Source organism: Stenotrophomonas sp. SMYL8, from assembly GCF_036320065.1.
Classification (GTDB): domain Bacteria; phylum Pseudomonadota; class Gammaproteobacteria; order Xanthomonadales; family Xanthomonadaceae; genus Stenotrophomonas; species Stenotrophomonas maltophilia_A.
This window is the reverse complement of the sequence record NZ_JAWIRR010000001.1, coordinates 369569-394912: the sequence shown is the minus strand read 5'-3', so window position 1 is coordinate 394912 and position 25344 is coordinate 369569. Positions and strand designations below refer to the sequence as shown.

Annotated in this window: 22 protein-coding genes; 12 read left to right on the top strand and 10 right to left on the bottom strand. The window is 67.1% G+C overall.

Annotation, left to right across the window (positions count from 1 at the left end; genetic code table 11):
- Positions 1-81 precede the first annotated feature (81 nt).
- The 3 genes from V3B25_RS01960 to yidD are packed head-to-tail and all read right to left on the bottom strand — an operon-like array spanning position 82 to position 2532.
- Positions 82-930 (bottom strand): M23 family metallopeptidase, encoded by an 849-nt coding sequence (locus tag V3B25_RS01960; RefSeq protein ID WP_329809914.1) that lies wholly within the window; start codon positions 928-930, stop codon positions 82-84.
- A complete protein-coding gene (locus V3B25_RS01955) occupies positions 930-2276 on the bottom strand; it encodes a dihydroorotase (RefSeq protein ID WP_329809912.1) in 1347 nt (448 codons plus the stop codon). The genes V3B25_RS01960 and V3B25_RS01955 overlap by 1 nt, the downstream gene beginning before the upstream one ends.
- A 1-nt stretch (position 2277) precedes the next feature.
- Complete coding sequence (yidD, locus tag V3B25_RS01950) at positions 2278-2532, bottom strand: membrane protein insertion efficiency factor YidD (RefSeq protein ID WP_014037867.1); 255 nt, start codon at positions 2530-2532, stop codon at positions 2278-2280.
- 272 nt (positions 2533-2804) lie between these two features.
- Between yidD and dksA the strand changes: the two genes are divergently transcribed.
- Complete coding sequence (gene dksA / locus V3B25_RS01945) at positions 2805-4034, top strand: RNA polymerase-binding protein DksA (protein WP_071229711.1); 1230 nt, start codon at positions 2805-2807, stop codon at positions 4032-4034.
- A 534-nt stretch (positions 4035-4568) separates the two neighbouring features.
- Here dksA and V3B25_RS01940 read toward each other — a convergent pair.
- The 3 genes from V3B25_RS01940 to cysS are packed head-to-tail and all read right to left on the bottom strand — an operon-like array spanning position 4569 to position 7695.
- Positions 4569-5816, bottom strand: coding sequence for an MFS transporter (locus V3B25_RS01940; protein WP_032129395.1), 1248 nt, complete (start codon positions 5814-5816; stop codon positions 4569-4571).
- Complete coding sequence (locus V3B25_RS01935) at positions 5813-6265, bottom strand: SufE family protein (protein WP_005410372.1); 453 nt, start codon at positions 6263-6265, stop codon at positions 5813-5815. The genes V3B25_RS01940 and V3B25_RS01935 overlap by 4 nt, the downstream gene beginning before the upstream one ends.
- 53 nt (positions 6266-6318) lie before the next feature.
- Complete coding sequence (cysS, locus tag V3B25_RS01930; protein WP_032129396.1) at positions 6319-7695, bottom strand: cysteine--tRNA ligase; 1377 nt, start codon at positions 7693-7695, stop codon at positions 6319-6321.
- A gap of 188 nt (positions 7696-7883) precedes the next feature.
- Between cysS and V3B25_RS01925 the strand changes: the two genes are divergently transcribed.
- The 11 genes from V3B25_RS01925 (at position 7884) to V3B25_RS01875 (ending at position 19393) form a co-directional block, all read left to right on the top strand.
- A complete protein-coding gene (locus V3B25_RS01925) occupies positions 7884-8453 on the top strand; it encodes a hypothetical protein (protein WP_032129397.1) in 570 nt (189 codons plus the stop codon).
- A gap of 318 nt (positions 8454-8771) precedes the next feature.
- Positions 8772-9782, top strand: a complete 1011-nt coding sequence (locus tag V3B25_RS01920) for an N-acetylornithine carbamoyltransferase (protein ID WP_032129398.1) — start codon at positions 8772-8774, stop codon at positions 9780-9782.
- 119 nt (positions 9783-9901) lie between these two features.
- Positions 9902-11098 (top strand): argininosuccinate synthase, encoded by a 1197-nt coding sequence (locus tag V3B25_RS01915; RefSeq protein WP_049401153.1) that lies wholly within the window; start codon positions 9902-9904, stop codon positions 11096-11098.
- A gap of 230 nt (positions 11099-11328) precedes the next feature.
- Positions 11329-12417, top strand: a complete 1089-nt coding sequence (locus V3B25_RS01910; RefSeq protein WP_329809910.1) for an acetylornithine deacetylase — start codon at positions 11329-11331, stop codon at positions 12415-12417.
- A 75-nt stretch (positions 12418-12492) separates the two neighbouring features.
- Entirely contained in the window at positions 12493-13821 is a 1329-nt protein-coding gene (locus V3B25_RS01905; protein WP_049423943.1) for an acetylglutamate kinase, read from the top strand.
- A 3-nt stretch (positions 13822-13824) separates the two neighbouring features.
- A complete protein-coding gene (locus tag V3B25_RS01900; RefSeq protein WP_049401159.1) occupies positions 13825-14427 on the top strand; it encodes a GNAT family protein in 603 nt (200 codons plus the stop codon).
- Entirely contained in the window at positions 14424-15377 is a 954-nt protein-coding gene (gene argC / locus V3B25_RS01895; protein ID WP_032129402.1) for an N-acetyl-gamma-glutamyl-phosphate reductase, read from the top strand. The genes V3B25_RS01900 and argC overlap by 4 nt, the downstream gene beginning before the upstream one ends.
- 20 nt (positions 15378-15397) lie before the next feature.
- The gene (gene argH / locus V3B25_RS01890; RefSeq protein ID WP_049423947.1) at positions 15398-16693 is read left to right on the top strand and encodes an argininosuccinate lyase; all 1296 of its coding nucleotides are present in this window, start codon (positions 15398-15400) and stop codon (positions 16691-16693) included.
- Positions 16693-16956, top strand: a complete 264-nt coding sequence (locus V3B25_RS01885; RefSeq protein ID WP_329809909.1) for a YciI family protein — start codon at positions 16693-16695, stop codon at positions 16954-16956. Before argH ends, V3B25_RS01885 begins: the two co-directional genes overlap by 1 nt.
- Positions 16957-16967: 11 nt before the next feature.
- On the top strand, positions 16968-18125 hold the full coding sequence (gene proB / locus V3B25_RS01880; protein WP_049423949.1) for a glutamate 5-kinase: 1158 nt from the start codon (positions 16968-16970) through the stop codon (positions 18123-18125).
- The gene (locus V3B25_RS01875; protein WP_049423951.1) at positions 18122-19393 is read left to right on the top strand and encodes a glutamate-5-semialdehyde dehydrogenase; all 1272 of its coding nucleotides are present in this window, start codon (positions 18122-18124) and stop codon (positions 19391-19393) included. The genes proB and V3B25_RS01875 overlap by 4 nt, the downstream gene beginning before the upstream one ends.
- Positions 19394-19501: 108 nt before the next feature.
- Here the strand turns inward: V3B25_RS01875 and pgaD are convergent, their stop codons facing one another.
- From pgaD to pgaA, 4 genes are read right to left on the bottom strand one after another with little or no spacing between them, the layout of a single operon-like run.
- Positions 19502-19972 (bottom strand): poly-beta-1,6-N-acetyl-D-glucosamine biosynthesis protein PgaD, encoded by a 471-nt coding sequence (gene pgaD, locus V3B25_RS01870; RefSeq protein WP_032129407.1) that lies wholly within the window; start codon positions 19970-19972, stop codon positions 19502-19504.
- Positions 19969-21225 carry a poly-beta-1,6-N-acetyl-D-glucosamine synthase gene (gene pgaC, locus V3B25_RS01865; protein WP_010486660.1) on the bottom strand — a complete coding sequence of 419 codons (1257 nt, stop codon included), beginning with the start codon at positions 21223-21225 and terminating at the stop codon, positions 19969-19971. The genes pgaD and pgaC overlap by 4 nt, the downstream gene beginning before the upstream one ends.
- A 1-nt stretch (position 21226) precedes the next feature.
- Complete coding sequence (gene pgaB / locus V3B25_RS01860; protein ID WP_329809908.1) at positions 21227-23113, bottom strand: poly-beta-1,6-N-acetyl-D-glucosamine N-deacetylase PgaB; 1887 nt, start codon at positions 23111-23113, stop codon at positions 21227-21229.
- Position 23114: 1 nt separating this feature from the next.
- Positions 23115-25142: a poly-beta-1,6 N-acetyl-D-glucosamine export porin PgaA gene (gene pgaA / locus V3B25_RS01855; RefSeq protein ID WP_329809907.1), complete on the bottom strand. Its 2028-nt coding sequence runs from the start codon at positions 25140-25142 to the stop codon at positions 23115-23117.
- Positions 25143-25344 lie beyond the last annotated feature (202 nt).

The window sequence follows — 25344 nt, the reverse complement described above, 5'->3', positions numbered from 1 at the left end:
CGCGCGCGGCGCGCGCCCCGGCCCCCGGGGGCGGGGTGTGGGGGACGCGCGGCCCCCCCCCCGGCGGCCGTTCGTCGCGCGTTACTTCCGTTCCAGCACCAGTAACGGGTCGATACGGGTATCGAACCAGTTCATGCCCCAGTGCAGGTGCGGGCCGGTGGCACGACCGGTGGCGCCGACCGCAGCGATCACCTGGCCCTGTTCCACACGGTCGCCAACTTTTACGTCGATGCGCGACAGGTGCAGGAAGTTGGAGCTGACACCGAAACCGTGGTCGAGCAGCAGCGTGCCGCCGGTCAGGTACAGGTCGGGGCCGGCGAAGGTGACGATGCCGGCCGCCGGCGCCTTCACCGGCGTGCCGGTCGGTACCGCGATGTCCATGCCGGAATGACCTGCGCCGGGCTGTCCGTTGTACACGCGTGCGTTGCCGAAGCGGCCGCTGATGCGGCCCTGCACCGGCCAGATGAAGGTCTGGGTGAAGTCGGTACGGTCGTCATCACGGGCACGCGCGGCGGTCACCTGTGCTTGTTCGCGCTTGATCCGCTCGGCAATCGCCGGCGGCGGGTTGACCGTCTTCGGTGGCACGCCGTTGACCCGCTCGGTGGGCCAGTCGCGCGGGGTCACCGCAATGGTCGCGGTCTCGCTGCCACCATCAGGGCGTTGCACCTGCACGCGCAGCGGACCCTTCTCGTCGCGGCCGATGCCGAACACCACGCTGCCATAGCCGCTCACCCGCAGTTGGCGGCCGGCGTACTGCACGCGGCTGCCGGCAGGTACCTTGCCGATCACCAGTGCGCCCTGCGATGCGCTGGCCGGGAGCACCACGCGGCTGTCGATCAGGCTGCCGATGCCGTCCTGTGCCTGCGCCGACGGTGCGGTGAACAGGGGCGCGGCCAGCAGCAGCGCCCCGATCAGAAGTGCGGAGCGCATCAGCGGTCGTAGGTCATGCGCTGGCCGGCCGGCTCGCCCACCAGTTTGCTGCCGTCCCACACCAGTTGGCCATTGACCCAGGTGGAGGCCACGCGCGAGCGGAAGGTCGTGCCTTCAAACGGCGACCAGCCGCACTTGGACAGCACGTCCTCGCGCTTGACCATGAACGGCACGTCCTCGACCAGCACCAGGTCGGCGAAGTAACCCTCGCGCAGGAAGCCACGTTCTTCCACGTCGAACAGCTGTGCCGGCGCGTGCGCGAACTTCTGCACCACCTGCTCGCGGGTCAGCTTGCCTTCGTGCACGCGTTCCAGCGCGGCCACCAGCGCGTACTGCACCAGCGGCAGGCCCGACGGCGCCTGTGCGTAGGGCTTCTGCTTCTCTTCCCAGGTGTGCGGCGCGTGGTCGGTGGCCAGGACGTCCAGCACGTCATCGGCCAGCGCGGCGGTGATCGCCTCGCGGTCGGACACTTCCTTGATCGCCGGGTTGCACTTGATCAGGTTGCCCTTGGTCGCATAGTCCGGGCGCGCGAAGTGCAGGAAGTGCACGCAGGTTTCGGCGGTGATCTGCTTGCGGCTGCCGTCGGCGCGGATCAGCGGACCCTTCTCGAACAGCGCCAGCTCATCGGCGGTGGAGATGTGCAGCACATGCAGGCGGGTGCCGTGCTTGCGTGCCAGCGACATCGCTAGGCGGGTGGACTTGATGCAGGCCTCGCGCGAGCGGATGTCCGGATGCATGTCCGGGGTCAGCCCATCGCCGTATTTCTCCTGGAAGGCCTTCAGGTTGGCGTCGATCATCGGCGTGTCTTCGCAGTGCGTGATGATCGGCGTCGGGCATTCGCGGAAGATCGCGTCCAGCGTTTCCGGATTGTCCACCAGCATGTTGCCGGTGGAGGCGCCCATGAACACCTTCACGCCCGGGGCCTTCTTCGGGTCCAGCGCACGGATGGCGTCCAGGTTGTCATTGCTGGCGCCGTGGTAGAAGCCGTAGTTGGCCCAGGCGCGGCCGCGCGCGAGCTCGTATTTGGCTTCCAGGATGGTCGAATCCAGCGTCGGCGGATTGGTGTTGGGCATGTCCATGAAGCTGGTCAGGCCACCGGCCACCGCAGCCGCCGATTCGCTGGCGATGTCGCCCTTGTGGGTCAGGCCCGGTTCGCGGAAGTGCACCTGGTCGTCGATCATGCCAGGCAGCAACCAGCGTCCGGCTGCGTCCACCACCTGCTCGCCGTCGCGCGGCGCCAGCCCGTTGCCGATCTGCGCGATGCGGCCGTTCTCGATGCGCAGGTCGCCGTCGAAGGTGCGGCCTTCGTTGACCATGCGGGCGTTGGTGATGAGGGTGGAGGACATGTCAGTGTTTTCCTGTGCAACGGCAAGAGGGGGCGTTGGGGGACTCGGGCACGGGATCGAAGCCGCCGGGATGGAACGGGTGGCAGCGTCCCAGCCGGCGCGCAGCCAGCCAGCTTCCGCGCAGCGGGCCGTGCCGCGAGATGGCGTCCATCGCGTATTCAGAACAGCTCGGCACGAAACGGCAGCGTGGCCCCAGCAGGGGGCTGATGAAGCGCTTGTAGAAGCGCAGCAGGGCAATGAGCAGGCGCGAGATCACCCAGTCATCTTATGCCAGTTGGCATGAAGGCCGCATTTGTGCAGGATGGGCCGTTGGTCGCATGTCGCCGATGGCCTGCGACCGGTACCAGTACCTTCGGGTGCTGGCCAGGTTCCGTACCGCGCAAGGCGGTCCGTGTTCGTCGGACTGCCTCCAAGGGCGCCTTGACTCCAGGACTGAATGGAGCAGGGGGTCGAGGTTGCTGCTGCGGGTCGGGTAGGCTATAAAGGCCCGCTTTCCCGGGCCCCGGGGAATCCAAGGAAGAGCGTTTCGTGGCTGCTAAAAAAACTGCAAAGAAGGCCGCAACGGCCGCCAAGAAAACCGCCAAGCCTGTTGTGAAGAAGTTGGCGGCAAAGCCCGTTGCCAGGAAACCGGCCAGCAAGCCGGCGACCAAGGCAGCGTCCTCGCAACCGGCGGCCAGGAAGGCCACCGCAAAGAAAACGCCGGTCAAGGCAACCAAGCCGGTGGCGAAGAAGGCTGCTGCGCCCGCCAAGGCCAAGCCTGCCGCTGCCAGCAAGAAGGCGCCGGTGGTGAAGAAAGCCGCCAGCAAGGCCGCGCCGGTGAAGAAGGCCGCCGCCAAGCCGGTGGCGAAGAAGGCAGCAGCCAAGCCGGCGCCGAAGGCGGTGGTGAAGAAGGCTGCGGCCAAGCCGGTCGCCAAACCTGCAGCGAAGAAGGTTGCTGCGGCTAAACCGGTGGCCACGCCTGCCGCTGTAAAGAAAGTCACCAAGAATGTTGCCGCGCCGGCCGCAAAGCCGACCCCGGCCCCCGTAGTGAAGTCCGCACCGAAGCCTGCCCCCAAGCCGGCTCCGGCCAAGCCTGTCCCGGCCAAGACCGTGGCAGTGGCAGCAGCCCAACCGGCCCCCAAGCCGGCCCCGGCCGCCGCTCCTGCTGCTTCGAAGGCCCCGCAATCCAAGAATCCCGTGCCCGTTTCGAAATCGCCTGCCAAAACCGCCGTGAAATCCGATTCCGCCCCGAAGACCGTGTCGCGCCCTGTCGGCAAGGTTGCCGTGGCCGTCGCCGCCCGCTCGGCGGCACCGGCCCCGCGCAGCAAGTACAAGGTGGTCGAGTACAAGACCGACGAGGCCACCGGCCGCCCGATCCTGCCGGCTGGCTACAAGCCGTCCTCGGAAGAGGAATACATGAGCCCGCTGCAGCAGGAGTACTTCCGCCAGCGCCTGCAGAACTGGCGCGCGGACCTGGTGGAAGAGTCCAAGCAGACCATCGAGAACCTGCGCGAGGAAGTGCGTGACATTGGCGACGAAGCCGAGCGTGCGACCCGCGAGACCGAGAACTCGCTGGAACTGCGTACCCGTGACCGCTACCGCAAGCTGATCGGCAAGATCGACAGCACCCTGAAGCGCCTGGAAGCCGGCGACTACGGTTACTGCGTCGACACCGGCGAAGAAATCGGCCTGGAGCGCCTGGAAGCGCGCCTCACCGCCGAACGCACCATCGACGCCCAGGAGCGCTGGGAGCACCTGCAGAAGCAGCAGGGCGACTGATTCCTGATCGTTGTCTGGTCATGCGAAAAACCCGGCCTCGGCCGGGTTTTTTGTTGGGTGTGGTTGGCTGGGTAGAACGGGGCCTTCCGGGTATAGGAGGGAGCCTGTGTGCGCGGTTGCTGTAAAGCCTAGCCCGTGCCCGGCTCGGGTCGAAGGCGCGGGCAAAGAAGAGCAAAAGCAAAAGCAGCCAAGCATGGCTTGGCTCTACCAAGGGCGGTCATGCGTGCGCTCGCGGCTGTTGGGTCCGCCTTGTAGCGAGCCGAGCACCGCAGGGGATTCAGGGGCGAAGAGGCGCCGCTGTTTGAGCGCAGCGAGTTCGGCGCCGTCCCCTGATTCACCGAGGAGCACAGGGCACCGGCGCGTAGCGCCGGCTCGCGGATGGCGGCGCGTTTCTTTTGGTTACTTTTCTTTTCGCGTGAAAAGAAAAGTGACACCCACCGCGGTCACGGAAAGAGCCCGCCGGGCATGGCCTGGCGCTATCGGCGCGTGGGCGCACGGAAATACGCAGCCGAGCATGGGCTCGGCTCTACAGGCTCACTGCAGGTCGCGAAGATTCAGTTTCCGCAACGTCGGGTTCTTCCACGCCGTGATCCCGGCCACGCTCAGCACCGCGAACCCACCCAGCACCACTGCCGGCACCAGGCCGAGCAGCTTTGCCATCGTGCCGGCATAGAACGCGCCCAGTTCGTTGGACGAACTGATGAAGATGCCGTTGATCGACGACACCCGGCCGCGCATCTCTTCCGGCGTGGCCAGCTGCAGGATGGTCGAACGGATCACCACCGAGACGCCATCGAAGGCCCCATAGAACAACAGGATCAGCGCGGACAGCCAGAAGTGCTGCGACAGCCCGAAGCTGATCACGCACAGGCCGAAGCCGGCCACCGCGAACAGCAGCACGCGGCCGGCATTGCGGTGCAGCGGGTGGCGCGCCAGCCACAGGCCAACGCAGACCGAGCCCAGCGCCGGCATCGCGCGCAGGATGCCCAGGCCTTCCGGGCCGTGGTGCAGGATCTCGTGCAGGAACGCCGGCAGCATCGCCACCACGCCGCCCAGCAGCACCGAGAACATGTCCAGCGCCATCGCCCCGACCATGATCCGGTTGCCGACCACGAAGCGCGCGCCTTCAGCGATGCTCTTGAAGATCGGGGCGGCTGGACCGGTATGCACCGGTTCTTCCACCTTCAGCGTGGCCAGGCAGGCCATCGCCACCAGCGCGAAGCCCGTGGCCACCGCGTAGGACAGGCCCTTGCCTCCGAAGCCGACCAGCACGCCACCCAATGCTGGACCGGCCACCATGCCGGCCTGGAACACCACGGCGCCGAGGCCAGCGCCACGCGCGAACTGGTCACGGGCCAGCACGCGGGCGAACAGGGCGTTGTAGATCGGCGACAGGAAGGCGCGGACCATGCCGGTCAGCGCAATGGCCGCATAGATCGGCCACACGCCTTCGAACGGCAGCCAGCCCTTGGCCACGCCGGTCAACACCAGCGCGGTGGCGATCAACCCGGAGCAGGCGACCATGCCGAGCCGGCGGCGCGGCAGGTGGTCGACCAGATAACCGGCGAACGGTGCGACGCAGAAGAACGGCAGCACCTCGGCCAGGCCAACCAGGCCCAGCGAGAACGGATTGCGGGTGACTTCGTAGATGTGCCAGCCGACGGTGACCGCGACCACCTGGTAGGACAGCATCGCGAAGATGCGGTAGGCCAGCAGCTTGGCGAAACCGGGCCGGGACAGCAGCCCCAGCGCGGTGTCTTCGGCCGTGGCGGGTTCGCTCACGACGGGTCGCGCTGCAGCTGGGCCTGCGCGGTCTCGCGGATGAAGGCCAGCATCGCCGCCACGCCGTTGCTGCGGGTGGGCGAGAGGTGGCGGGCCAGGCCGATGTCCTGGATGTAGCTGGGCTCGGTATCCAGGATCTCCTGCGCCGAGCGCCCGGAGTACACGCGCAGGGCCAGGAAGATCAGGCCGGAAACGATGGCCGAATCACTGATGGCGTGGAAGCGCAGCGACTGCGCATTGCCTTCCGGCACGATCCAGACCATCGACTGGCAGCCGAGCAGGCGGTGCTCTTCGGTCTTCCATTCGTCCGGGAAGGCGGGCAGCTTACGGCCGAGGTCGATCAGATACTGGTAGCGCTCGGACCAGTCGCCGAAGAAGCCGAATTCCTCGGCGATGGCGGTCTGGGCCTCGGCGGCGGTGGGTTCAAGCGGGAACGGAGAGTCGGTCACAACAGTCTCTACAGTGGAGCGTGGCCGGCGGACCGGCCACGGGGCAGGGTGGGTCAGCCGCGCTTGCGCGACCAGCGCACGCCCTGCGGGGTGTCTTCCAGCACGATGCCTTCGGCGGCCAGCTGGTCGCGGATGGCGTCGGAACGGGCGAAGTCGCGTGCCTGCTTGGCGGCGGCACGCTCGTCGATCAGGCCCTGGATGCGGGCATCTTCGCCATCATCGCTGGCCGCGGTGCCGAACCACTGCGCTGGATCGGCCTGCAGCAGGCCCAGGGCCAGGCCGGCACCGAGCAGTTCGCCCTTCAGGCGCGCCTGTTCGGCCGGGTCGGTGGCCCGGCGTGCATCTGCGGCGATGCGGGCCACTTCGGCCAGTGCCTGCGGGGTGTTCAGGTCGTCATCAAGAGTCGCCTCGACCGTGGCTGGGATCGCCACGACCGCCTCGACCGACGCCAGCTCGCGCAGCGTGCCGTACAGGCGGTCCAGGGTGCGCACCGATTGCTCGATGAGGCCATCGGACCAGTCCAGCGGCTGCCGGTAGTGGGCCGACAGCAGGGCCAGGCGCAGCGCTTCCGGCGGGTGCTGGCGGACCAGGTCGTGCACGCGTTCGATGTTGCCCAGCGACTTGCTCATCTTGGCGCCGCCGAAGTTGAGCATGCCGTTGTGCAGCCAGAAGCGGGCGAAGATCTTGCCGCCGTGGGCGCATTCGCTCTGCGCAAGCTCGTTCTCGTGGTGCGGGAACTGCAGGTCGACGCCGCCGGCATGGATGTCGATGGTCTCGCCCAGGTGGGCGGCGGCCATCGCCGAGCATTCGATATGCCAGCCCGGGCGGCCACGGCCCCAGGGAGACTCCCAGCCAGGGAGGTCGTCGCTGGACGGCTTCCACAGCACGAAATCGCCCGGGTCGCGCTTGTACGGGGCCACGTCGACTCGGGCGCCGGCCAGCATCTCTTCCGGGTCGCGGCGCGAGAGCTTGCCATAGCCTTCGAAGCTGGCTACCGCGAACAGCACGTGGCCTTCGGCGGCGTAGGCATGACCATTGGCGATCAGCTGCTCGATCATGGTGATGATCTGCGGGATGTGTGCGGTCACTTCCGGCTCGATGTCCGGCGGCACCACGCCCAGCGCGGCCATGTCTTCACGGTAGGCGGCGGCGAACCTGTCGGTGATGGTGCTGATCGGCACGCCCTGCTCACGCGCGGCGTTATTGATCTTGTCGTCCACGTCGGTGATGTTGCGCGCGTAGCGCAGGCCACCGAAACGGCGTCGCAGCAGATCGGCCAGCACCCCGAACACTACCGGGCCACGGGCGTTGCCGATGTGCACGTAGTTGTAGACCGTCGGGCCGCACACATACAGGGTCGGACAGGCCGGGTCGAGCGGGGTGAACGGTTCGAGCTGGCGAGTCAGGTTGTTGTGCAGGCGCAGGGTCATGGGGCTGTGGCTGGGGGACAAGCCTGTGATTTTAGAACGTGTCGGCCCCCTTTGGGGGCACCGCCTGCCACCGGTGGACGCCGGGTCCAACCAGGGTGGGGTGGGCAGGAGCAGCGTGGACGGGTAATGTTCAGCCCCTTGCGCTCGCCACTGCCTACACTATTGCCGTGTCCTTGCTCCCTTCGCCAATGAAATCCACCGCGTTGCTGACCCTGGCCTGCCTGTCGGCGCTGGCCGCCGTGGCCCAGGCGCAGGAGGCCGAGCCCCGCAACCGGGTGGTGATCGTGGAGAACGTGAAGTTCGACTACGCGCAGGTACTGAACGTCGAACCCGTGTTCCAGACCCTGCGCGCGACCCGTACCGAAGAACACTGCGAGCCGGTCTCGACCCGGACCCTGGCGCCGGTCAATGTCACTGGTGAGGAGCCGGTCGAGGACAAGGGCCGGATCAGCCGCTTCTGGGACTCGGTACGCTCGATGTTCAAGCGCAGCGATGAAGAGGTCTCCGAGGACACCGCCGCCGAGTCACCGGCCCCGGCGCCGGCACCGGCCAACAATGGTCCGATGCTGACCCGCGACTGTCGCATCGTGCCGGTGGGACGTGAATTCCGCCGGCCCATCGCCTACGACGTGGACTACGTCTACAAGGGCACCAAGTACCGCTCGCGGCTGCCGGAAGACCCCGGCAACCGGCTCAAGATCCGGGTGTCGATCACCCCCTGGGTCGGCCCCGAGCAGGGCGCCGCCGGCAATCCATGATTCTGCGACCCCGGCCCCTTGCGTCGGCCCCGGCCGCATGCAAAGATGGCCGACCATGAAGCTCACCGACTTCCAGCACGACAGCAGCGCAGCCCGACAGGCGTCGGGCATGACCTCGCGTGCGCGTCGACCGGAACCCCACATCCTCGCTGGGTAACCGGAGCTTTTTGCTGTTCGTCCGAAAAAAACCCAGCCCGCCGGCTGGGTTTTTTCGTTTCCGCGTCATGAAAGCTGCAACTGCAACCTTTTCGTTCCACCTTTGCTTCCTGTTTTCCCTTCCACCGCGTCGAACCCGGCGCCGCCACGCAAGGAAAGATGATGTCCCCCAAGCACTTCCTGAACACCCAGGACTGGAGCCGCAGCGAGCTCGACGCGCTGCTGACCCAGGCCGCGCTGTTCAAGCGCAACAAGCTCGGCGACCAGCTCAAGGGCAAGTCGATCGCGCTGGTGTTCTTCAATCCGTCCATGCGCACCCGCACCAGCTTTGAACTGGGTGCGTTCCAGCTGGGTGCCCACGCGGTGGTGCTGCAGCCGGGCAAGGATGCGTGGCCGATCGAGTTCAACCTCGGCACGGTGATGGACGGCGATACCGAAGAGCACATCGCTGAAGTGGCCAAGGTGCTGGGCCGTTACTGCGACATCATCGCTGTGCGCGCATTCCCCAAGTTCATCGACTGGGCCTACGACCGCCAGGACATCGTCCTCAACAGCTTCGCCAAGTACTCGCCGGTGCCGGTCATCAACATGGAGACCATCACCCACCCGTGCCAGGAGCTGGCCCACATCATGGCCCTGCAGGAGCACTTCGGCACCCAGGACCTGCGCGGCAAGAAGTACGTGCTGACCTGGACCTACCACCCCAAGCCGCTGAACACCGCAGTCGCCAATTCGGCACTGACCATCGCCACCCGCATGGGCATGGACGTGACCCTGCTGTGCCCGACCGCCGACTACATCCTCGACGACCGCTACATGGGCTGGGCCGAGCAGAACGTGGCCGAGAGCGGCGGCTCGCTGAAGATCAGCCATGACATCGACAGCGCCTACGCCGGTGCCGACGTGGTCTACGCCAAGAGCTGGGGCGCGCTGCCGTTCTTCGGCAACTGGGAACCGGAAAAGCCGATCCGCGACCAGTTCAAGCACTTCATCGTGGACGAGCGGAAGATGGCGCTGACCAACAACGGTGTGTTCAGCCACTGCCTGCCGCTGCGCCGCAACGTGAAGGCCACCGATGCGGTGATGGATTCGCCGCAGTGCATCGCCATCAACGAAGCCGAGAACCGCCTGCATGTGCAGAAGGCGATCATGGCGGCGGTTGCCGGGCGCTGAATCAAACAAGGGGTAGAGCCGACCGTTGGTCGGCTGCTCCCGCAGCGGCGCATCCAACATTTCAGCCGACCAGCGGTCGGCTCTACCGAATTCCCATCCCCCAAGTGGACCTGATCCCCATGAGCAACAAAGATGTCGTTCTCGCCTTCTCCGGCGGCCTGGATACCAGCTTCTGCGTGCCGTACCTGCAGGAGCGCGGCTACAACGTGCACACCGTGTTCGCCGACACCGGCGGCGTGGATGATGAAGAGCGCGATTTCATCGAGAAGCGCGCCGCCGAACTGGGCGTGGCCAGCCACGTTACCGTCAACGGTGGCCCGGCCATCTGGGAAGGCTTCGTCAAGCCGTTCGTGTGGGCCGGTGAGGGCTACCAGGGCCAGTACCCGCTGCTGGTCTCGGACCGCTACCTGATCGTCGATGCCGCGCTGAAGCGTGCCGCCGAACTGGGTACCAACATCATCGCCCATGGCTGCACCGGCATGGGCAACGATCAGGTCCGCTTCGACCTGGCCGTGAAGGCCCTGGGTGACTACCAGATCATCGCGCCGATCCGCGAGATCCAGAAGGAACACACCCAGACCCGCGCCTACGAGCAGAAGTACCTGGAAGAGCGCGGCTTCGGCGTGCGTGCCAAGCAGCAGGCCTACACCATCAACGAGAATCTGCTGGGCCTGACCATGTCCGGCGGCGAGATCGACCGTTGGGAAGCTCCGGGCGAGGGCGCCCGTGGCTGGTGCGCACCGCGCAGCGAGTGGCCGGAGCAGGCGCTGAACGTGACCCTGAAGTTCGTCGAGGGCGAAGCCGTCGAACTGAACGGCAAGGCGTTGCCGGGCGACCAGATCCTGGCCCAGCTCAACAAGCTGTTCGCCCCGTACGGCGTTGGCCGCGGTGTCTACACCGGCGACACCGTGATCGGCCTGAAGGGTCGCATCGTGTTCGAGGCCCCGGGCCTGGTGTCGCTGCTGGCCGCGCACCGCGCGCTGGAAGATGCCGTGCTGACCAAGCAGCAGAACCGCTTCAAGCCGGACGTGGCGCGCAAGTGGGTGGAGCTGGTCTACGAAGGCTTCTACCACGACCCGCTGAAGACCGACATCGAGGCCTTCCTGAAGTCCTCGCAGGCCAAGGTCAACGGCGAAGTGGTGCTGGAAACCCGCGGCGGCCGCGTCGATGCAGTGGCGGTGAAGTCGCCGCACCTGCTCAACACCAAGGGCGCCACCTACGCGCAGTCGGCCGACTGGGGCGTGGAGGAGGCCGAGGGCTTCATCAAGCTGTTCGGCATGAGCTCCACTGTCTATGCGCAGGTCAATCGTGGTTGACCTGTGACGGGGTGCCGGCCGCTGGCCGGCGCCTCGCAACGTCGATGGAGGGTAGTGGCGGGGGGGGGGGGGCGGGGGGGGGGGGGGGGGGGGGTTGGGGGGGGGGGGCGCGCCGCCAGGGCGCTGGTGGGTTGTGCGGGCGGGGGGCCGGCTCGTGGCACGGCTGGATCATTGCGGAGCCGGCCAGCGGCCGGCACTACCGATTTCGAACCCTACGGATATTCAGACACATGCTTGAACAGACGATCTCGAATCTGCAGGCCCTGGTGTCCTTCGACACCCGCAACCCGCCGCGTGCGATCACCACCGGTGGCATCTTCGATTACCTGCGCGCGAACCTGCCCGGCTTCAACGTCGAGGTGATCGACCACGGTGCCGGTGCGGTCAGCCTGTACGCCGTGCGTGGTACGCCGAAGTACCTGTTCAACGTGCATCTGGATACCGTGCCGGATTCGCCGCACTGGAGTGCCGACCCGCACGTGATGCGCCGCCTGGAAGATCGTGTGATCGGCCTGGGCGTGTGTGACATCAAGGGTGCCGCCGCTGCACTGGTGGCCGCGGCCAACGCCAGTGATGGCGATGCCGCGTTCCTGTTCTCCAGCGACGAAGAAGCCAACGATCCGCGCTGCATCGCCGCGTTCCTGGCCCGTGGCCTGCCATATGAAGCGGTGCTGGTGGCGGAGCCGACCATGAGCGAAGCGGTGCTGGCGCACCGTGGCATCAGTTCGGTGCTGATGCAGTTCGCCGGCCGCGCCGGGCACGCGTCGGGCAAGCAGGATGCGGCCGCCAGTGCGCTGCATCAGGCCATGCGTTGGGGCAACCGCGCATTGGACCATGTGGAATCGCTGTCCTCGGCGCGCTTCGGCGGGCTGACCGGCCTGCGCTTCAACATCGGTCGCGTGGAAGGTGGCATCAAGGCCAACATGATCGCGCCGGCCGCCGAAGTGCGGTTCGGGTTCCGTCCGCTGCCGTCGATGGACATCGATGGCCTGTTGGCGACCTTCGCCGGTTTTGCCGAACCGGAAGCGGCACTGTTCACCGAAACCTTCCGTGGCCCCAGCCTGCCGGCCGGTGACATCGCCGAGGCCGAGAACCGCCGCCTGCTGGCACGCGACGTGGCCGATGCGCTGGAACTGCCGATCGGCAACGCGGTGGACTTCTGGACCGAAGCCTCGCTGTTCTCGGCCGGCGGCTACACCACGCTGGTGTTCGGCCCGGGTGACATCGCCCAGGCCCACACCGCCGATGAGTTCGTGACGCTGGAGCAGCTGCAGCGCTACACCGACGCCGTGCACCGCATCATCGCCGCCGGCGCCTGATCGACTCTACAACGCCGCCCGGCCCTGGCCGGGTGGAACTGCAACGCGGCGACCGCCGCCTGTGACGAAACCGAAATGTCTCCTGCCCTCCAGCCCCACCGCCAGACCCGCCAGACCATCGTGCGCCTGCTTTCCAGCATGGCCAGCGCGAAGGAGATCAGCCAGTACCTCAAGCGCTTCTCGCAGCTGGACGCCAAGCGCTTTGCCGTGGTCAAGGTCGGCGGCGCGGTGCTGCGCGACGATCTCGACGCGCTGACCTCTTCGCTGTCGTTCCTGCAGGAAGTCGGCCTGACCCCGATCGTGCTGCACGGCGCCGGCCCGCAGCTGGATGCCGAGCTGTCGGCCGCCGGCATCGAAAAGCAGACCGTCAACGGTCTGCGCGTGACCTCGCCGGAGGCACTGGCGATCGTGCGCCGGGTGTTCCAGCAGTCCAACCTGCGCCTGGTCGAAGCCCTGCAGCAGAACGGCGCGCGTGCCACCTCGATCACCGGCGGCGTGTTCGAAGCCGAGTACCTGGGCGTGGACACCTACGGCCTGGTCGGCGAGGTGAAGAAGGTCAACCTGGCGCCGATCGAGGCCAGCCTGCGCGCCGGCTCGATCCCGGTCATCACCAGCCTGGGCGAAACCGCTGGTGGCCAGATCCTCAACGTCAACGCCGACTTCGCCGCCAACGAGCTGGTGCAGGAGCTGCAGCCGTACAAGATCATTTTCCTGACCGGCACCGGCGGCCTGCTGGACGAGCAGGGCAGCGTGATCGATTCGATCAACCTGTCCACCGAGTACGACCACCTGATCGCGCAGCCGTGGATCCACGGTGGCATGAAGGTGAAGATCGAACAGATCAAGGATCTGCTCGACCGCCTGCCGCTGGAATCGTCGGTGTCCATCACGCGCCCGGCTGACCTGGCCAAGGAACTGTTCACCCACAAGGGCTCGGGCACGCTGGTGCGCAAGGGCGAGAAGGTGCTGCGCGCCACCGCGTGGAACGAGCTGGACCTGCCACGGCTGAAGGGCCTGATCGAATCCAGCTTCGGCCGCACGCTGGTGCCTGACTATTTCCAGAAGACCAAGCTGCTGCGCGCCTATGTCAGCGAGAACTACCGCACCGCGGTGATCCTCACTGACGAAGCCGAGGGCGTGTACCTGGACAAGTTCGCCGTGCTCGATGATGCACAGGGTGAAGGCCTCGGCCGCGCGGTGTGGAACGTGATGCGGGATGAAACGCCGCAGCTGTTCTGGCGTTCGCGCAATGGCAACCCGATCAATCACTTCTACTATGCTGAATCCGATGGCTGCTACAAGCAGGGCCATTGGAAGGTGTTCTGGTACGGCGCCGATGGCATCGACCGGATCAGCACCTATGTCGACCACTGCGCCCAGCGCGCACCGAGCCTGCAGGGCTGAATGATGGACCATTCCGATCACTGGACTACGATTCCCACCCTGCGCGGCCAGCACGTGACACTGCAGCCGCTGCAGCCCGAGCATGTGCCTGGCCTGCGCGCCGCCGTGGAGGGCAGCGGCCTGGACCAGCTCTGGTACACCCAGGTGCCTTCGCCGGAGCGGGTCGAGCACTATGTGCAGGCCGCGCTGCAGGCACAGGCAGAAGGCAAGGTGCTGCCGTTCGTGATCCTCGATGCGGCGGGTGACATCGTGGGTACCACCCGCTTCTACGACCTGGATGCTGGCGTGCCCAAGCTCAGCCTGGGTTACACCTGGTATGCACCGCGCGTGCAGCGTACCGGCGTCAACACCGAAACCAAGCTGTTGCTGCTGCAGCACGCCTTCGAAACCATGGGCTGCATCAGCCTGGTGCTGGAAACCAGCTGGTTCAACTTCACCTCGCGCACCGCCATCGCCCGCCTGGGCGCCAAGCAGGACGGCGTGCTGCGCAACCACAAGCGGCACGCCGACGGCACGCCGCGCGACACCGTCATCTTCTCCATCATCGATACGGAATGGCAGGGCGTGAAGCGCCACCTGCAGTACCGCCTGGACAGCCACGCATGAACGATTCGACTTTCACCCTGGGCATCGTCGGCGCCCGTGGCCATACCGGTGCCGAGCTGATCAAGCTGGTGGCCGCACATCCGCGGCTGAAGCTGGCCTTCGTGTCCTCGCGCGAACGCGCCGGGCAGCGCCTGTCCGACCACCATCCGGAGTTCCAGGGCGAGCTGCAGTACGAGAATCTGGACGCCGACGCGGTGGCCGCCAAGGGCGTGGACGCGGTGATCCTGGCCCTGCCCAACGGCCTGGCCGCACCGTTCGTGGCCGCACTGGAAGCGGCGAAGCCGGACACCGTCATCGTCGACCTGTCGGCCGACTACCGCTTCGACAACAGCTGGTACTACGGCCTGCCGGAGCTGACCCGAGGCCGCTACAACGGCCAGAAGCACATCAGCAACCCGGGCTGCTATGCCACGGCGATGCAGCTGGCGGTGCATCCGCTGCTGGACCTTCTGGCCGGCCCGCCGCAGTGCTTCGGTGTGTCCGGCTATTCCGGCGCCGGCACCACGCCGTCGGACAAGAACAACGTCGAACTGCTCGCCGACAACCTGATGCCTTATGCGCTGACCAACCACGTGCACGAGCGTGAAGTGTCGGTCCAGCTGGGCGTGGCGGTTGAATTCATGCCGCATGTCGCGCCGCATTTCCGGGGCATCACGCTCACCGCCAACCTGTGGCTGAACCGCGTGCAGACCCGCGAACAGATCGTCGAGCGTTTCCAGCAGGCCTATGCGGGCGAACCGCTGATCGAGGTAGTGGATGAAGCGCCGTGGGTCAGCCGCATCGCCGGCCGCCACGGTGCGCAGGTCGGTGGCTTCACCCTGGCCCCGGGCGGCAAGCGGGTGGTGGTGGTGGCGACCCTGGACAACCTGCTCAAGGGCGCGGCCACCCAGGCCATGCAGAACCTCAACCTCGCGCTGGGCATCGACGAACTGACGTCGATCCCGCACTGAACACGTATTCCGGAGCCCCCATGGCAGACCTTCTTTGGCAGAAGCCCGGCGTCGCCGTCGACGCCCAGATCCAGACCTTCCTCGCCGGCGATGACGTGATCCTCGATCGCGAATTCTTCCTGCACGACATCGCCGCCAGCGCCGCGCATGCACAGGGTCTGCAGCACATCGGCATCCTCAGCGCCGATGAACTGGCCGGCCTGCTGCGCGAGCTCGACGTGCTGGCGCAGGACTTCCGCGAAGGCCGCTTCGTGCTGGACACGCAGTACGAAGATGGTCATTCGGCGATCGAAGCGCGCTTGACCGAACGCCTCGGCGATGCCGGCCGCAAGATCCACACCGGCCGCAGCCGCAATGACCAGATCCTGGTCGCCACCCGCCTCTGGCTGAAGGAGAAGCTGCAGCGTGTGGCCCAGCTCAGCGCCGAGGTTGCCAAGGTCGCGCTGGACCGTGCGCAGGCCGAGAAGGATCTGCCGATCCCCGGCTACACCCACATCCAGCGTGCCGTGGTGTCCTCGGCCGGCATGTGGTGGGCCGGCTGGGCCGAGGCCTTCATCGACAACGCCATCCGCGCGCGCGACACCCATGCGCTGGTCGACGCCAATCCGCTTGGCACGGCTGCCGGCTACGGTGTGAACCTGCCGCTGGACCGTGAGCACACCACGGCCGCGCTCGGTTTCGCCCGCATGCAGGTCTCGCCGATCTACGCGCAGCTGTCGCGCGGCAAGTTCGAACTGGCCGCGCTGGAAGCGCTGGGCGGCGCCACGCTGGACCTGCGCCGCATTGCCTGGGACCTGTCGCTGTTCACCAGCGCCGAGTTCGGCTTCGTCGCGCTGCCGGCGCAGTACACCACCGGCAGTTCGATCATGCCCAACAAGCGCAATCCGGACGTGATCGAGCTGATGCGCGCGACCCACGCCAGCGTCGCCGCCGCGCGTACCGAGATCGAGCAGCTGCTGTCGCTGCCGTCGGGCTATCACCGCGACCTGCAGTCGTCCAAGGGCGCCATCTTCCACGGCTTCGGTCGCGGCCTGTCGGCGCTGGAACTGCTGCCGGCGCTGCTGGCCAACCTGGAATGGCGCGACGACAAGGTTCGCGCGGCAATCGACTCGGGCATGTACGCCACCGACGTGGCGGTGGAAGCGGCGGTGGCCGGCGTGCCGTTCCGCGAGGCCTACAAGGCTGCTGCCGCCGGTGCCGACAGCGCAGGGCAGGGGCGTACTCCGGAAGGCAGCCTGGCCGCACGCGTATCGCCGGGTTCGGCCGCCGACCTGCGCCTGGACGAACTGCACGCGCGCTGGCAGGCGCTGTCCTGATGGCCGGCACCGTCTACCTGGTGCTGGCCATGCGCCGGCCCGATTTCAACGCCGCCGCCGTGCAGCCGCACCGTGACTTTCTCGATGCGTTGCAGGCACAGGGCAAGCTGCAGCTGACCGGCGGTTTTGCCGATGGCAGCGGTGGCGCCTATGTGCTGTGCAACGTGGACAGCCTGGCGCAGGCGCAGGCCATCGCCGCCACCGATCCGCTGGTGACGATGCAGGCCTCCGCGCTGACCGTGCACGAATGGAACACCCGCTGAGAGCCTGACCGATGATCCAGCACGCTGCCCACGTCGCCTCGCCGTTCCCCGAACAAGCGCTGCCGCCGTGGCGGCGTGCGGTGCTGAAGGTCGGCAGCAGCCTGCTGGCTGCCGATGGCGGCGGCCTGTCACCTCGCCACGCGCTGGGCCTGGCACAGTTCGTGTCGGCCAATGTACTGGCCGGGCGTGAGGTGGTGATCGTCTCCTCCGGTGCGGTTGCGGCGGGGCGCGCGATCCTGCCGCGGGCCGATGAGCCGGGCGCAGCGATGGCAGCGCGGCAGGCGCTGGCTGCGCTCGGTCAGGCGCAGCTGATCGGGCTCTGGCAGCGCTTCTTCGAGCGCCCCGTGGCGCAGGTGCTGCTGACCCACGACGACCTGCGCAACCGCCGCCGCTACCTCAACGCACGCGCCACGCTCAATGAGTTGCTGCGGCTGGGCGCGTTGCCGGTGGTCAACGAGAACGACACCGTGTCGGTGGACGAACTCAAGCTCGGCGACAACGACAACCTGGCTGCCACCGTGGCCGCGCTGGTCGATGCCGATGCACTGTTCATTGCCACCGACATCGACGGCCTGTACAGCGCGGACCCGCGCACCGTGGCCGATGCGCGGCCACTGCACGACGTGCCGGAACTGAGTGACGAGGTGCTGGCGATGGCCGGCGGCGCAGGGTCGCGCGCCGGTACCGGCGGCATGCGGACCAAGCTTGAGGCGGCGGCCAAGGCGGGTCGTCTCGGCATCGAGACCTACCTTTTCAACGGCCGCAGCAGCGACGTGGTGCGTGCACTGGCGCAGGACCGCCTGTTCGGCACCCGCATCCACGCCGCGCGCAGCCGCGAGGCGGCCCGCAAGCACTGGCTGCGGCATGCACCGCTGACCGAAGGCGCGATCGTGATCGATGCCGGTGCGGCACAGGCCATGCGCGAGAAGGGCGCCTCGTTGCTGCCCGGTGGCATCACCGGTGCGGAGGGCACGTTCCGGCGTGGCGATATGGTGCAGGTGTGCTGGAATGCACCACAGGGCCGTGTCTGCATCGCCCGCGGTGTCAGCCAGTACGCCGCCGATGATGTGCGCCGGATCGCCGGTCGCCATTCGCGCGACATCGAGGCCGTGCTGGGCTACAACTACGGTGGCAGTGTCGTCCATCGCGACGATCTGGTGCTGCCATGACCGGTTTGAAGGACACCCCGATGAGCGAAATCGAAGCGCAGGCGCGTGCCTGCCGTGACGCGGCCCAGATCGTTGCCGGCCTCGACAGTGCGGCGCGCCGCACGCTGCTGCTGGCGATGGCCCAGGCACTGGAAGTGAATGCCGGGCTGATCCTGGCCGGCAATGCGCGTGACCTCGCCGCCGCGCGCGACAAGGGCGTTGGCAGTGCCATGCTCGACCGCTTGGCGCTGGACCCGGCACGCCTGTTCGCGATGGCCGAAGCCGTGCGTGAGGTCGCCGCGCTGCCCGATCCGGTCGGCCAGATCACCCGCGACGATGTGCGTCCAAACGGCATCCGGGTGCAGAAGGTGCGCGTGCCGCTGGGCGTGATCGCGATGATCTACGAAGCCCGCCCGAACGTGACCGCCGAAGCGGCCGCGCTGTGCCTGAAGGCCGGCAATGGCGTGATCCTGCGCGGCGGTTCCGAGGCGATCCACTCCAACACCGCCATCGCCCAGGCGCTGTCCGGCGCATTGAAGGCCAACGGCGTACCGCCGGCTGCGGTGACCGTGCTGACCGACCTGCGCCGCGAAGCGATGCTGGGACTGCTGCAGTTGCATGAGCTGATCGACCTGGCCATTCCGCGTGGCGGCGAAGGCCTGATCCGCTTCGTCGCCGAGCATGCGCGGGTGCCGGTGATCAAGCATTACAAGGGCGTGTGCCATCTGTTCGTGGATGCCAGCGCCGACCTCGGCAAGGCCATTGACCTGCTGGTGGATGGCAAGTGCAGCCGCCCTGCAGCCTGCAACTCGCTGGAAACGCTGCTGGTGCACCGCGAGGTGGCCGAAGCGTTCCTGCCCCGCGTGGCGCAGGCGCTCGGCGAGCGCGGCGTGCAGCTGCGCGCCGATGCGCAGGCGCAGCCGCTGCTGCCGGGCAGCATGTTGGCCACTGAAGACGACTATGCCGCCGAGTTCCTTGATCTGGTGCTGGCGGTACGCGTGGTTGACGATCTCGACGCTGCCATTGCGCACATCCGTGCCTACACCTCCGACCATACCGAAGTGATCGCCACCGAAGACGCGGGCAACGCCGAGCGCTTCGTCACTGCGCTGCGCTCGGCGGTGGTGATGGTCAATGCGTCCTCGCGTTTCTCCGACGGCGGCCAGCTGGGCCTGGGCAGCGAGATCGGCATCTCCACCACGCGCCTGCACGCGTACGGCCCGATGGGGCTGGAGGCACTCACCGTCGAACGATTTGTCGTGCGCGGTGAAGGGCAGACCCGCAAATAGATCCACGCCATGCGTGGATGCTCTTCGCGGTAGACCCCGGTGCCGACCAAGGTCGGCACCCACCAGGCCCAAGCGCCGACTGAGGTCGGCATCTACCGTGCAGCAGGGCTACACCACCTCGCGGCGGATGCCGATCGGCCGCGCGTGATCGTCCATGTGCAGCGTGGCGGCCTTGCAGCCCAGCAGGCGCTCGGCCAGCCCGGTGCTGGCCCCCAGGTCGGCGGCCACTTCGTTGAGGCTGGCCAGCGGCCGCGGCAGGCGCCGGTCGTGGCCGCGGAAGCGCGCGCGGTTGTACTCGGCCCAGCCGATCAGCAGTACGCTGGCGCACAGCAGCATCAGCGGCAACGCCACCAGCACATAGGGGTCGAACTGGCTTTGCCGTTCGTACAGCTGCTGCCAGGCCAGCTGGCCGCCGACCAGCCACGACACCAGGGTGACCAGTGGGGCCCACAGGTAGAAGTAGAACCCCCAGAACGCGAGGGTGACGAAGCCCCAGGCGGTGCGTTGGAAGCGTGGTTGGCGATGCGGCTTGCGGATCATCCGCGAGTCGAAGCGGTTGGACGGGCGTTGTGCGTTCATCGGATCCCCCGATCGGGACTGGTCCAGGTGGCGCGCTTGCTGCGACGGCGCAGCAGGGTTTTCGGCAACGCCACCAGGGTGGTGGAAAGGCTGATCAACCAGTACGCCATCGGGTACCAGATGACCCAGAAGTAGTTGCGTCCAATCTGTGTTTCGTAACGACGGTCGATGATCAGGCTGCTGGCGAACTGCAGCAGGCAGACCAGGGCCAGGATCACGCCATGCCACTCCGGCAGCAGGCTGGCGATATGCAGTTGCGGGGGCAGTTCGATGAACTTGCCCAGCGCCCACAGCACCACGATGAACAACATGGTGTAAGCCCAGATCACGCTGAGCACGTACTCCAGCAGTACGCCCCACATGCGCCGCTCCTTCCAGTGCAGCAGCGAGCGGGCGTGGCGCAGCATCACCTCCACGCCGCCCTGGGCCCAGCGCAGCCGCTGCCGCCACAGCCCCTTCAGGGTTTCCGGCATCAGGATGAAGCATAGTGCGTTGGGTTCGTAGCGGATGTCCCAGTGCGCGCGCTGCAGGCGCCAGCTGATGTCGATGTCTTCGGTCACCATGTCATCGGACCACCAGCCGACCTGGTGCAGGGCGGTGCGGCGGAAGCCGGCGATCACGCCGGAGATGGTGAAGATGCGCCCGTACACCCGCTGCGCGCGCTTGATCATGCCGATGATCGAGGAGAACTCGGCCACCTGCAGGCGTCCGAGCAGGGTGGAGCGGTTGCGGATGCGCGGGTTGCCGGTGACCGCGCCGACCCGGTTGCCGCTGACCAGGTGCCAGATCATCCAGTGCAGCGCGTGTTCTTCCAGCATCGCGTCGCCGTCGATGCACACCAGGTATTCCGAGCGTGCGGCGAGCGCCCCCATGCGCAGCGCATTGGCCTTGCCGAGGTTGCGGTCCAGGTGCAGCACGCGCAGCCGTGGGTGCTTTGCCGCCAGGGCGTCCAGCCGCGCACCCGTGTCGTCGCTGCTGCCGTCGTCGATGGCGATCACCTCATAGTCGGCCGGGTAGCGCTGGGCCAGCGCCGCGCCGAGTGTGTCGTCGAGGTTTGCCGACTCGTTGTGGCAGGGAATCAGCAGGCTCGCGAACGGTGGATCGACCATCAGCGGCGGGTCGTTGCGTGGGCGCGAATGGCGTTCGCGCCGGAAGTAGTAATACAGGCCGCCCGACATCCAGAAGAATGCCATCACCATCGGGTAGTAGAAGGCGAACTGGAACAGGACCTGCAGCAACGGATGCATGTCCATGTCACTTCTCCGGGTACGGGAAGTTGCCGGCGGACATTGCCGCGCGGGCATCGCGGGTGGAGGGCTGGTCGGCGATGAAGTCGTCCGGGTACCAGGCGAAGTGGTGCACGCCCTGCGCCTGCAACTGGCGGATCTGCGCGCGCAGTCGCTCGGCGGGAATCGGTTGCCCGCTGCGCCAATCGACGGTCTGCAGTTCGAACAGGGTGTGCTGCAGCTGTGGGTCATGTGCACGCACCGCGGCCAGCAGCTGGTCGAGCCAGCGCTCCGGATGCCTGCTGCCTTCCATCCACGGCATCGCCATCAGTGCGGTCTGGTCGTAGGCCTTGTTGAACAGGTCCAGGCGCTGCGCGAACCAGGCTTCGCTCTGCGGGCGCAGCACCGGCTCCGCGTACAGGTTGCGCACCGTGGCCAGCTTCGGCCGCCAGCGCTGCGCGCTGTTGCGCAGCGCCAGGGTGAAGTCGATCAACGCCTGCGTGCGTGCGCTGCCCCCATCGCCGGGTGCCAGCGTGGGCAGCTCGGTATCGCGCAGGTAGCCATCGTCATGGAACAGCAGGCCCTCGAAGTAGGAGTTGACCGCCAGATCCTCGTAGAGGTCGAGCATGACCTGGCGCGCCTGGGGATTGGTGAAGTCCAGCCGGTACATGCCGTCGGCATCGCCGTTGTGGATCGCCAGTGCCTTGCGCTGCACGGGGTCGGGCAGCTCGAAGCCGAGCACCGGCAGCCATGCGTAGACCTTCACCCCCGCGCGCGATTTCAGCTGCCAGGCGACGCGACTGAACAGGTCCGCGCGCATCGGCATGTGGCGGTTGGGGAAGTACAGTGCATCGGCGGTGTTGTTGCCGTCCGGATCGGCGAACGCCTGCAGGTAGACGTGCGTCGGTGCGATGCGCTTGACCCGCTCGATCAGTGCATCCAGATTGCGCGCCTGCTGTGCGGGCTCGGGGTCGTAGACATCATCCAGGTCGATCTGCAGGGCACGGATGCCATCGAGTGCGACGTCGCGGCGCAGCTCGTAGGCCAGTCCTTCCACGGTCGGGTTGTCGCTGACCAGGAAGCGCGCCAGGCCATGCAGGTCGCTGGCCACCGGCGTGCTGCGGCCCTCCAGATCGAAGGACACCGGCATGCCCAGCTGCTCGGCGATGTCGTTGCTCAACTGGTTGTAGGCCGCGTATGGCCAGACGATGGCGCGCGGGCGCACGCCCAGATGCTGCTCGATGCGCTGCACGCTGCGCGAGAGATCGGCGCGCAGGCGTTGCGCGTACTGCGTCTCGCTCTCATAGCTGCGCGTGGCGGGGTTGTAAACGCGGGTCACGACAGCCGGGGTGGAGTTCCCCTGTGGGTTGGCGAGCACCCCGTGGTGCAGGTCGTCGGTATGGCTGGCCACTTCGATCAGGCCGCTGTCGTGCATCTGCTTCAGCTGTGCCCAGGTGATGAAGTCGTCGCGGCCGAACGGCCGGTAGCCATAGTCGATGGTGCGGCCAGGTGCCATGTCCACGTAGTCGGTGATCACCGCCACCAGCGCCGGATAGCGGTAAGCCTGCAGCAACGGGAAGGCCTTGTCGTAGACGCTGCGCAGGCCGTCATCGAAGGTCAGCAGTACCGGTTTCGGTGGCAGCGTGGCGCGCCCCAGGGAGGCGTCGATCACCTGCGACAGCGACACCGGGTGGTAACCGTGTGCCCCCAGCCAGTCCAGATGGGCGGCGAAGTTCTGCGTGTTCACCGCATAGGTATCGGCATCCCCCTTGGCTGCGACCTGGTCGCGGATGTCGTGGTAGCTGAGGATCAGCAGGCCGTTGTCGATCGCATCGAGATGCAGGGCCTGCTGCGCGAAGGCCGGCGGCGCAGCCGACAGCAGCAGGAGCACGATCAGGCGCAGGATGCGGGTCATGTCAGTCTCCCCAGCGCAGTGCGGCTTCGAAGCCGATATGGCGTTCGCGATGGCCGTCGTAGACCGGCCGCGACCAGCGCACGCCATACTCGAACACGCGGCCCTGGCCCAGCTGCCACTCGTGCATGTATGACACCGACGGCACCAGTGCACTGCCGAAGCCCTCCTGCCAGTAATCGCCCAGCGAGACGGTCAGCCGGTGGCGGAAGTGGCGTTCGTAGTGGCGCCACAACTGCTGGTCGATGCGCAGGCCGATCTCGACCATGCGATCACGCTTCGGGTTGAAGTAGGGAGCATCATCACGGCTGCCGCGACTGGTGTAGGCACTGCCCAGGCTATCGATCAGCCACCGTGGGCGTGTCAGTAGCCGCTGCTCGACGCTGGTGCTGAACAGTTCGCGATGGTTGCCATCGTCGTAGCGGAAGCGGCTGGCGCCGAACATCCAGTGCGTGCGTTCGCTGCGCCGGTAGTCGACCTGCGCGCTGACGCTGTCGGCAGTGATGCCGGCCACGCGCGCCTGCATTGATGCATCCGGATCATTGCGTGCGGCGGTCAGTCCGGCATGCCAGTAGTCGTTGAACTGCCAGCCCGCGCCGACGCGCAGGCCGGTATCACCGATGTGGTCGTTGGCGCGCAGCACTGCAGCTTCCGCATCCAGACGGCCGAATCGGTAGCGTACGCCCGCGCCCAGCCACAGCGGGTCGATGCGCTGGTCCTGGAAATCGACCGAGCGCCGGTCGGCGAAGGCGAACAGCCGCCAGCGATCGTCGAGTACGGGTGTCTGGACTTCCATGCCATAGCGGCGGTCGTCGTTGCCCAGTGGCGAGGTGCCACCACCGCCGGAACTGCGTCCGATGTCGGTCCATGCCTTCAGCTGCCAACCGCGGTGCGCGCGCCAGGCCTGGTCCATGCGTTCGACGGCGGGCTGGGTGGGGTAGCGCGCGACCAGATCGTCGTGCAGCGGTCGCGCCAGGTCATCGCGTTGCAGGGCGACGTAGGCTTCCTGCATGCCCAGCCGTGGCTCGATGTCGCGCGGGTCCAGCGCATGCGCCATCTGTTGCCGTTGCAGCGCCCTGCGTGGCCAGCCGCGCATCATGTACATGCTGCCCAGCGCGCTCTGCAGGCCGCCGTTGCCCGGTGCGATGTCGACCATCGATTCCAGATCGCGCTGCGCGGTGGGCAGGTCACCGCTGTAGGCGCGCACCATCGCCAGGTTGAGGTCGGCTTCGTAGCGCGACCAGTTTGGATACGGCGACTTGCCGTTGCTCCAGCGCCAGGCAGGTTCCTTGTCGCGCCACGCCTGCAGCAGGTCGACGGCCTTTTCCTGCTGCTCGCTTTCCAGGTAGGCGTAAGCCAGTTCCGAATGCGAGGCGTCGCGCGTCGGATCGCCTGCGACGGCCGCCTGCAGCACCGGAATGGCTTCTTCCGGATGCAGCGTGCCCATCAGCGAATCGCCGACCGCAGGCAGAACATAGTCGGGCAGGGCATGGCCTTCAGCCTGCAGTGCGCGGGCTTCCTCTCGCACCTGCGCATGGCGGCCCAGCCGGTTGAGCAGGATCAGCCGGTCCATGCGGATGCGCAATGGCGCCTGCACAGGTGGGGTGCCTTCGCTGCCCAGATAGCGCTGCATGCGCGCCAGGGTCGATTCGGCTTCTTCCAGCCGGCTGTCTTCGCTGCTGCTGTAGGCCAGGTTCCAGACCACCAGCTTGGCCAGGTAGTCGCCTTCGATGCGTTGCTTCTGAGCAGCGTCGAACAGTTGCGGGCGCTGCTGGTACAGCTCCCAGGCGCGCCAGGCATTGCCGATGTCGCCCAGGGTCAGCACGCGCAGCTTGAACAGCAGGTCGTCGTTGGGCTGCTGCTGGCTGGCGCGCTCGATCGCGCCGAGCGCATCCAGCCAACGGGCCTGGTCGCGGTAGCGGCCGATCTCGGCCAGGGCCGCCTCGCGGTCAGGCGGGGCAGCGCTGCTGGCCCAGGCCAGGGCGGTACAGGCAAGGCCGACGCAGAGCGCCAGCCGGCGGTGGACAACCATTGGGGACCCCCTTGGCTTCCGAACCAGACAACCTGAAAAATGTGACGCACATCACATGCCAGATTTTGGGATGGCCGTGGCCTGCGTCACTCCCCTCGCGAACTCCCATCCAGCAGGGATGGGCGAAACCAGGACAGCGACCTGCAATGTCTTGTCTGAAACGAGAGTCCCCCGCACACCGAGTGGTGGCCTGGGCGGCGCT